The organism is Adlercreutzia sp. (assembly GCF_056795635.1).
In genome coordinates this window covers 301706-310666 of record NZ_JBQIIT010000001.1, presented here as the reverse complement: position 1 = coordinate 310666, position 8961 = coordinate 301706, and the positions used below count along the sequence as shown (strand labels likewise).

The 8961-nt window shown below is 68.4% G+C and carries 6 protein-coding genes and 2 tRNA genes; all 8 read right to left on the bottom strand.

Annotation, left to right across the window (positions count from 1 at the left end):
• The coding region (gene sstT / locus ACTOXK_RS00960) for a serine/threonine transporter SstT (RefSeq protein WP_482279823.1) at positions 1–836 on the bottom strand (836 nt) is incomplete at its 3' end.
• 77 nt (positions 837–913) lie between these two features.
• Positions 914–999 (bottom strand) — tRNA-Leu (locus tag ACTOXK_RS00955).
• 298 nt (positions 1000–1297) lie between these two features.
• Positions 1298–1372: transfer RNA gene (locus ACTOXK_RS00950), tRNA-Asn, on the bottom strand.
• Between the two features lie 222 nt (positions 1373–1594).
• A complete protein-coding gene (locus tag ACTOXK_RS00945; RefSeq protein ID WP_482278467.1) occupies positions 1595–4138 on the bottom strand; it encodes a THUMP domain-containing protein in 2544 nt (847 codons plus the stop codon).
• 51 nt (positions 4139–4189) lie between these two features.
• Positions 4190–5338 (bottom strand): RNA polymerase sigma factor RpoD, encoded by a 1149-nt coding sequence (rpoD, locus tag ACTOXK_RS00940; RefSeq protein ID WP_135971259.1) that lies wholly within the window; start codon positions 5336–5338, stop codon positions 4190–4192.
• A gap of 378 nt (positions 5339–5716) precedes the next feature.
• On the bottom strand, positions 5717–6424 hold the full coding sequence (locus ACTOXK_RS00935; RefSeq protein ID WP_482278468.1) for a response regulator transcription factor: 708 nt from the start codon (positions 6422–6424) through the stop codon (positions 5717–5719).
• A complete protein-coding gene (locus tag ACTOXK_RS00930; protein ID WP_482278469.1) occupies positions 6417–8192 on the bottom strand; it encodes an ATP-binding protein in 1776 nt (591 codons plus the stop codon). Before ACTOXK_RS00930 ends, ACTOXK_RS00935 begins: the two co-directional genes overlap by 8 nt.
• Before the next feature lie 151 nt (positions 8193–8343).
• Positions 8344–8961 carry a 4Fe-4S dicluster domain-containing protein gene (locus ACTOXK_RS00925; protein WP_482279393.1) on the bottom strand — a complete coding sequence of 206 codons (618 nt, stop codon included), beginning with the start codon at positions 8959–8961 and terminating at the stop codon, positions 8344–8346.

The following is an 8961-nucleotide window of genomic DNA, read 5'->3' as shown; positions in this document are numbered from 1 at the left end:
TTGCGGCACAGCTCCATGTTCACGGGGATGTTCGCCGCCGAGCTGCGGGTGAAAAACGCGGTGAGGCCCGAGTCCTTCAGGCAGCGCAGCACGAGCGGATAGGGGTTCTTGCGGGTGCACACCCACACGATGAGCGGGTTGGTGACGAGCGCGATGACGAGCATGCAGGCCACGAGCACCAGGATGAGGTGACCGTACTCGAAGAAGATGTCGGTGCCGGAAGTGCTCACCGAGGCGTACACGAGGCCGAGGATGCCGAAGGGAGCCAAGTTGATGACCCAGCGCACGGCCTTGGACACGGCATCGGAGATGGCGGTGAATACTTCTTTAGTGCGCTCGCCAGCGGCGCGCAGGGCAATGCCGAGCACCACGGCCCAGGCGAGGATGCCCACGTAATTGGCGTTCATGAGCGCGTCGACCGGGTTCGCCACGATGTTCATGAGCAGGGTGGTGAGCACTTCCCCGATGCCCTCGGGAGCGGCCTGCTCCACCATGGAGGAGGTGTCCAGCGTGAGGACGGAGGGGAACAGCTCGCTGCCGATGAGGGCCACGATGGCGGCCACGAGCGTGCTGACCACGTAGAGGACGACGACGGTCTTCATGGTGCCGGCACCCTCGGCGTTGCACAGGGCACTGATGACCAGGAAGAACACGAGGACGGGAGCCACGGCCTTCAGGGCGCCCACGAACAGCGAGCCCAGAAGGGTGATGACGTCGGTCCAGGGCTGCGCGTTGGGGATGAGCAGCGCCAGAACGACACCGATGACAAGGCCAACGAGAATACGCTTAATGAGGCTGATCTCGTTGTACTTCCTGAATACTGCGGGGACTGCCAAGGTGATTCTCCTTTTTCTTCGCGCACGCCGCCTCCGGCGCGCGTCTCGGCTGCCCGGCCGAGGGCCGGAAAGCAAAATGGTGCGGGCGAAAGGACTTGAACCTTCACGGGGGTTGCCCACCAGAACCTAAATCTGGCGCGTCTGCCAATTCCGCCACGCCCGCATTGCCGAACTCGCAGCGAAGCATCTTCGCCACGTCGTTCCATGATAGCAAAAGACCCGCCCTGACAAGGGGTCAATGCCCAATTACCGCATTTGGCCATCGGCGGCGGAGCCTTCCAGGGCGCGACCCGCTGGAGCGAGCCGAGCACCGCGAAGGGCGCGGTTCAATGCAGGCCAATCGGGCGGACCGTCGCCGAGGAGATGCCCGGGGAAATCTGGAAAAGAGAGAACCCTCTTGAGACCATTTTTGGAATTTGAAAAAGAAAAGGCCAGGAGCTTTCGCTCCTGGCCTGGTATTCTGGCTCCCCGGGTAGGATTCGAACCTACAACCCTTCGGTTAACAGCCGAATGCTCTGCCGTTGAGCTACCGAGGAATATCGGCGGGGCTTCTCGCCCTCAGCGCAAGATAGAATTATACCGAAGCGCCACGGGTTTGCAAGAACTTTTTTTGCTGAGATGCGAAAATAGTTCCCACCGGCCACCCGACGGCTCCGGCACCGGGGCCTTCCGGTCGCGGCATCGGCCGGGCGCGGCCTCAGGCATTAGTCGGGCCGGCCTCGGGCGTCAGCCCCTGCGTCCGTTGAGGCGGCCCGGCTTCAGGCACCGCCTCCTACTTCCATCGAGAGGGCCCGTCGCACCAGGTAGCAGTGGTGGATGCGGGGGTTGCGCTCGAAATCGTGGGGTATGGTGCTCGCCGTGATGTCCTCGATGGCCACGCCGCATTTGGCCAGAGCCTCGCGGTCGGGCTTGAATCCGCGCAGGTTGCAGGAGAACACCGCCACGCCGTCCTCGGACAGGAGCCGCGAGACGCCGATGAGCAGCTCGGCGTGATCGCGCTGCACATCCCAGGTGCGCCGCCCCATGGCCTTGGAGTTCGAGAACGTGGGCGGATCCACGAAGATGAGGTCCCAGGTGCGCCGCGCGCGACGGGCCTCCTGGATCCAGCGCACCACGTCGGCGCGCACGAGCTCGTGGGAGCCCCGCCCGCGGGAGGCCACTCCCCGACCGCTCCTCCCCTTGCCGACCCGGCCCCCTTCCGCACGGGCGTCACCCACCGCCGTAAAGCCGTTGGCCTCCAGGTTGCGGGCGGCCCAGTCCAGATAGGTCTGGGAGAGGTCCACCGTGGTGGTGGCCTCGGCCCCGCCGGCCGCCGCGTGCAGCGTGGCCACGCCGGTGTAGGCGAACAGGTTCAGAAAGCGCTTGCCCGCGGCCATCTTCCCCACCATCTCGCGGGTTGTGCGGTGGTCGAGGAAGATGCCGGTATCCAGGTAGCCGCCCAGATCGATCTCGCAGACGAGGCCGTCCTCGCTCGTGTGGGTCACGTAGCTGCGGCCGCCGGCATCGCGGTACTGGCCGCCGCCGCGGGCCCGCAGGCGCGCCTTGGAGAACACATGGTCGGGCCGGATGCCGAGCACCGCCGGCACGATGGCGAGCACGTCCTCGAAGCGGGCCCGGGCCACATCCGGGTTCACCGATTTGGGCGGAGCGTACTCGGCCACATGGGCGTAGAGGATGCCCTCGGCGTCGGCAGCCCCCTCGTACAGGTCGATGGCGCAGGCGTACTCGGGCAAGTCGCCGTCGTAGAGGCGGTAGCAGGCCACGCCCTCTCGGGCGGCCCACTTGCGCCGCTCCCGGGCCACCTTGCGCAGACGGCTCGCGAACTGGGCCGAGGCGGCGTCGTTTACCTCCACGGAAAGCTCGGTGCCCCCGGCCGGGTTCGCCACGGCGATGACCGCCGGCTCGCAGGGGGGCGTGTCGAAGCGCTCGAGCACCGCCTCGGCCCGGCCGCGGCCGATCTCGATGCGCTCGGCGGCCGGCGTGCGGAAGCGGGCCGCGAAGCCGCCGGCGCCGACGAAGCCGAAGCGGGACCCGGCCGGGGCCCGGCGGGCGGCGGCCACGCAGGCCGCCTGCTCGGCCACGGCCCGGGCATCGTCCTCGGCCCGGCCGGCCGGCGCGACATTGGCCACCAGGAGGGCGGGCGCGGTGTCGGGGGCGCTCGCTGCGGCGGGTGCACCATCCTCGGGAGCGCCCTCGAAAGCGCCGGCATCGGCAGGCTCTTCCCCGGCCGCGGCGCCGCCGGAGGTTGCAGCCGGGGTCGCGCTGCCAGACGGCGCGGACGCAGCCGCCGCCCCCGCCCGCTCCACGGCCCGCACCAGGCGCTCCTCCACCGCATCCGCGTCTTCGGGGGCGGCCGCCTCCACGCTCGCCACCGCCCGCAGGCCCGCAGCCCGCAGATGGCCGCGGGCCCGGGCCACGGCCGGCGAGGAGGCCGAGAGCCCCACGATGCGCACGGTGCGCTGGTCGGGGCCCGCACTCGTCGCCTCGGCCGCAGGCGCGGCTCCCAGCACGCGGGCGAGCCCGGCCTCGAAGCGGCCGTCGGCCTCGTCGAGCAGGGCCGCCCAAACGTCTTCGTCGCAGCGCGCCCACCCGGAGAGCCCCCACCGGTCGCGCAGCAGGCCCGGCGCCTGATCGGACAGGAGCGACGCCGCCTCGGTCACGAGGAAGCCGTCGTCGCAAGCCGAGTCGAAGAGCCCCCAGCCCGCCTTCAGGGCCGCACCCGCTCCCAGGGCGGCCAGAAGCGCCGCCGCCTGGGCCACGGCCACGGGAGCCCCCGATCCGTCGGCCTCGGACAGGTAGCTGCGCCGCGCCAGGGAGGCGCCCGACAGGTCCAGGGCGATAGTGGCCCGGCCCTCCCGCAGGCGTACCTCGACGAGGGCATCGGGGCGGCGGGCATCCACATCGGGACGGCCGCCCCGCGCCTCGGCCAGGCGGTCGCACACGGCGTCCTTCACCTTCAGGGCCGTGAACTGGGTGTTGCGCAGGGCCCGGTTCGTGCCGTCGGCCCGCACGGCGATGCTGGCCCCCGGGGCGATCTCCTCTTCCCAGGCCAGGGCCCGCGCGCCCGCGTACAGCTCGTCGGCACCGGCGGCCCCCACGCGCCCGAGCACCGTGTTCACCCGGCCGGCCAGCCGCGACCACAGGCACACACGCAAGGCCATCTCGGGACGCCCGAAGAAGGCCGCGCCGCCGGCCAGGGGGCGCACCTTGCGCACTCCCAGGCCGCGCAGCTCATCGGCCAGCAGCCCCTCGGTGCCCGGCAGGCAGGTGGCGAAGAACTCGCACTCGTGCTTCGTTTCCATTCAAACGGCTCCTTCATCGAAGAAGGCCGGCAAGACGGCCGGCCTTCTCGTTTAGTCTTCCAGGTAGTCCTTCAATTTGCTGGACCGGGAGGGGTGCCTCAGCTTCGCCAGGGTCTTGCTCTCGATCTGGCGGATGCGCTCGCGGGTGACGCCGAACTCGCGGCCCACCTCCTCCAGGGTGCGCGGGTGGCCGTCCTCCAGGCCGAAGCGCAGGCTGATGACCTTGCGCTCGCGCTCGGCCAGGCCCTCCAGCACCTTGGCCAGCTGCTCCTGCAACATGGAGAAGCTGGCGGCGTCGGGGGGCACCACGGCGGCGTCGTCCTCGATGAAGTCGCCGAGCTGGGAGTCCTCCTCCTCGCCGATGGGCGTCTCCAAGCTCACCGGCTCCTGGGAGATCTTCTGGATCTCGCGCACGCGCTCGGCGGTGAGCCCCATCTCCTCGCCGATCTCCTCGGGGGTTGGCTCGCGGCCGAGCTCCTGCAGCAGCTGGCGCTGGATGCGCACGAGCTTGTTGATGGTCTCCACCATGTGCACGGGAATGCGGATGGTGCGGGCCTGGTCGGCGATGGCGCGGGTGATGGCCTGGCGGATCCACCAGGTGGCGTAGGTGGAGAACTTGAAGCCCTTAGTGTAGTCGAACTTCTCCACGGCGCGGATAAGGCCCAGGTTGCCCTCCTGGATAAGATCCAGGAACAGCATGCCGCGGCCCACGTAGCGCTTGGCGATGGACACCACGAGGCGCAGGTTCGCCTCGATGAGCTGCTGCTTGGCGTCCAGGCCCACCTGCTCGATGCGGGACAGGCGGCGCTTCTCGCGGCGCTCCAGCTCGATGCCGTCTTCCTCGGCCTTCTCCAGCTCCTCAGTGGCGGCCACGCCGGCCTCGATCTTCATGGCGAGATCGATCTCCTCGGCAGCGGTGAGCAGGGGCACCTTGCCGATCTCCTTCAGGTACATGCGCACCGGGTCGCCGGTGAGCATGGTCACGCCGGCATCGGGGTTGCGCTTGGTGCGCACGCGGGCGCGGGTGCGGGGCGTCACCTTGGGCAGGGCCGCCGCCTCCACCGTGGCCTTCAGCTCGTCCTCGGGAATGCCGTCCAGCAGGTCTTCCTCGGAATCGAGGCCGGCCTCGATCTTGTCCTCGGTCAGTCCGTCGGAAGCCGAATCGCTCGCTGCGCTCGTCGGCGGCTCCGTGGTGTCCATATCGTCGTCGTCCAGGTCGTCCAGCTCCTCGACGTCCTCGGTCACCACAACTTCTTCAATGTCTTGCTCAGGATTCTTCTTTGCAGCATCAGCCACGCGATAGTCCTTTCTCCAGTGTCCGCGCCTGATTTTGGGTACAAGAACTCAATTCTGGCGCAGAGATACAGCAGAGAAGAATACTACAAATTTGAAGGCCCTTCAAGGGAAAATGGACGAGAAGTTTTCACCTTACACCTGAGCGAAATATCCCGGGAAATTCCACGGAAATGCCCGGACCCGCGGCGCGGCGCCCGCAGCCGAAGAGGTCGGCGGGAACCGCGAACCGCCGGCGCGTAACCCACGGGCGCGCCGCCGAGGGCTGCGGGCGCGCCGCTTAGCTCACAGGCGGTCGGCCAGCTTGTAGCCGACGCGCCAGATGGTGGTGAGGTAGCGGGGCTTGGAGGGATCCTCCTCGATCTTCTCGCGTATCTTGCGCACCATGACGGTGATGGAGCTGGGATCGGCGGCCTCGACGTCGCCCCAGAGAGCCTCCAGGATCTGATCGCGGGTGAACACGGCCCCCGGGTCGGAGGCGAGCACCTCTAACAGCTCGATCTCCCGGGAAGACAGGCCCACCGGCTCGCCGCCCAGCCGCACGTCGTACTTCCCGAAGTGAATCTCCAGATTCCCCACGGCGAAGACGTCGGGGCGGCCGCGGTCCTCGCGGCCCCGCTCCCGCTCCCGTTCCCGGCGGCGCACGTGGGCGTTCACCCGCAGGAGCAGCTCCTCGGGCTGGAAGGGCTTCACCAGGTAGTCGTCGGCTCCGGCCTTGAAGCCGATGGACTTGTCCACAATATCGCCCTTGGCCGTGAGGAACATGATGGGCACCTGGCGCCCCTCGGCGCGGATGATCTCGCAGATCTCGAAGCCGTTGATGTCCGGCAGCATCACATCCAGGATAAGAAAGTCGGGCCGGGCCTCCCTCAGCAGGGCCAGGCCCTCCTCGCCGCTGCCGGCACAGCAGAAGTCGTAGCCGCCGCGACGGACGATCTGGCCGATGAGCACCTGCATGGACTCGTCATCGTCGACGAGCATCACCTTAGTCATGGATATCCTCCTCCCGCACCGGCAGCGTGACGGTGAACACCGACCCGCGGCCCGGCTCGCTTTCCACCGCCACGGCGCCGCCCAGCATGGCCACGAGATCCTTCACGAGGGAAAGCCCCAGGCCGCTGCCGCCGTAACGGCGCACCGTGGACATGTTCTCCTGGCGGAACCGCTCGAAGATGAGCTCCTGGGCCTCGGCGGGGATGCCGATGCCGGTGTCGGTCACCGCCGCCTCGATGACCCGGGCGCCCGGCTCGCCGGTGCAGCGCACCCGCACCGACACTGCCCCGCCCCGATCGGTGAACTTCACGGCGTTGCTCGCCAGGTTCGCGAGCACGCGCCGCAGCTTCTCCCAATCGCTGCGGATGAGGGGCACGTCGTAGTCGACCCGCGTGGTGAAGGCCACGCCCTTCTTGGCCGCCACCGGCACCAGGGCCGATTCCACCATGCCCACCACGTCGTTCAAGTCCAGCAGCTCCAGGTTCAGCGTCTCGGAACCGGCCTGGATGCGGGCGCATTCGAGCACATTGTCCACCATTTCCAGGAGAATGGCCCCGTTCTTGTCGATCTCCTCCAGCTGGCGGGCCGCCTCCTCGTCGGCCGGGTCCATGGACTGCCCCAGCAGGTCGGCGAAGGCGAGGATGGAGGTGAGGGGCGTGCGCAGCTCGTGGCTGACGATGGCCAGAAAGTCGGACTTGTACTGGTTGTCGCGGGCCAGCTGCTCGTTGATCTCCTCGACCCGCTTCCGCTGGCGCTCCAGCTCGGCGTTGGCCCGCCGCAGCTGCTCGGTGCGCTCGGCCACCTGGGACTCCAGGCTGCCGTAGAGCTCCTCCAGGCGCCGGGCCATGGAATGGTACTGCTCGATGAGCCCGTCCACCTCCCGGGTGGAGTACAGGGCGCCCCGCTCGGCACTGGGAAGCGATCCGCGCTCGGGCAGGCCGCGCAGCGCCCCGTCCCCGCCCGGGCCCGTGCCCCGTCCGTCGCTTTCCGCTTCCCGGTCCTCCCCTGCGCCGGCCACCCGGGAGAAGGAGGCCCGCAGCTCGGTCAAGGGCTCGGTGATCAGCCGGCTGAGCACCACGTAGATGACGAGGGCCATGGAGGTGAGCACCGCGAGGAAGAACACCATGTTCGACACGATGGCGTCGCGCATGTTCGCGAGGGCTGAATCGGCGGGCACCACCACCGACACGGCGCCGGCCACGTCCCCCGTCTGCCAGCCCTCCTTGGGATAGCCCGTCGCATCTATCTCGCCGGCCGGCTGGCCGTGGCACTCGATGCAGTCGTCGGACACATCCATGGCCCGCACGTAGCGGAAGACCTGCTGGCCTCCCTCGTCCTCGTAGCCCCAGGCCTCGTCCACCGCGTCGTCGGCGCGGAAGGCCTCGATGGCGGCGGCCTCGTAGGCATCCGGCGCGTTGTAGATGTTGCGCGGGTTCAGGTTCGTGAAGCGGATAGAGTAATCGGACTTCTCCGAGAACAGGGCCGCCACCGACTTGCCGGCGATGGCGCAGTGCAGCCCCTTGTAGTCGTATTCCCCGTCGGAATTGAAATTGATGACGTTCTGGTTCAGGGAGATGAAGTCCCACACGGCATCCATCTCGGTGACGAGCACGCGGGATTTCTCCAGAAGGTCGGTCTCGGCGCGGCGCGCCTGGTCGTCGTAGGTGAACAGGAGGAACACCGCCGTAAGCCCGACGAGCACCGCCGTCAGAAGCCCGATGAGCTTCGTTCTCAACCCGATCTTCCGCTGTCCCCTTGCGCTGCCCATGGCGCTCCTTCGTCCCTCCGCGGCCGCCGTTCGGCGGCGCGCCGCCGCCCGCCGCCCTTCTCTCCCATAGCCGCACGGCTGGTAGGATATTACACCCTACCAGCCGCTCTTACCCTCGCATGTTCTCTCCCCCCGGGGAACCGCGCAGCCCTTAGGCCTCGTGGCCCACTTCCTGCGGGTTGCGCAGCGTGCCGCCCTTATCCGCGTCGCGGTGCAGCGCGAACACCACGGCCGGGCCGGTCTCGTCAGTCAGCTCGCCGATGGCCGCCGCCCCGTCCGGATGGGCCTCGCGCAAGCTGGCGATGGGGCCGAATTCCAGGGCGCGCACCGGGCAGGCCTTGGCGCAGGTGGGATCCGGCACGCCCTCCGGGTTCTCGTCGGAGCAGAGCACGCACTTGTGGGAAAGCCCGTCGTCCAGCTGCACGGGATGTCCGTAGGGACAGCTCTTCTCGCAGGTCATGCAGCCGATGCACTTCTCCTTGTCGTTATTCACGATGCCCGTCTCCGGATCCTTCTGCATGGCGCCGGTGGGACAGTTGGCCACGCAGGCCGGGCTCTCGCAGTGGCCGCAGGTCATGGAGGCGTAGTAGGTGAAGGCCGTGGCGGTAAACGCACCGGTCTCGTCGGCGGCCCACTCACCGCCGCCGAACTCGTACACCTTGCGGAACTTGGCCGGCACTTCCAGGTCGTTGCGATCGAAGCACGAGGTCATGCAGGCCTTGCAGCCGGTGCAGATGTCGGTGTTGACGAAAAATCCGTACTGTTCCAT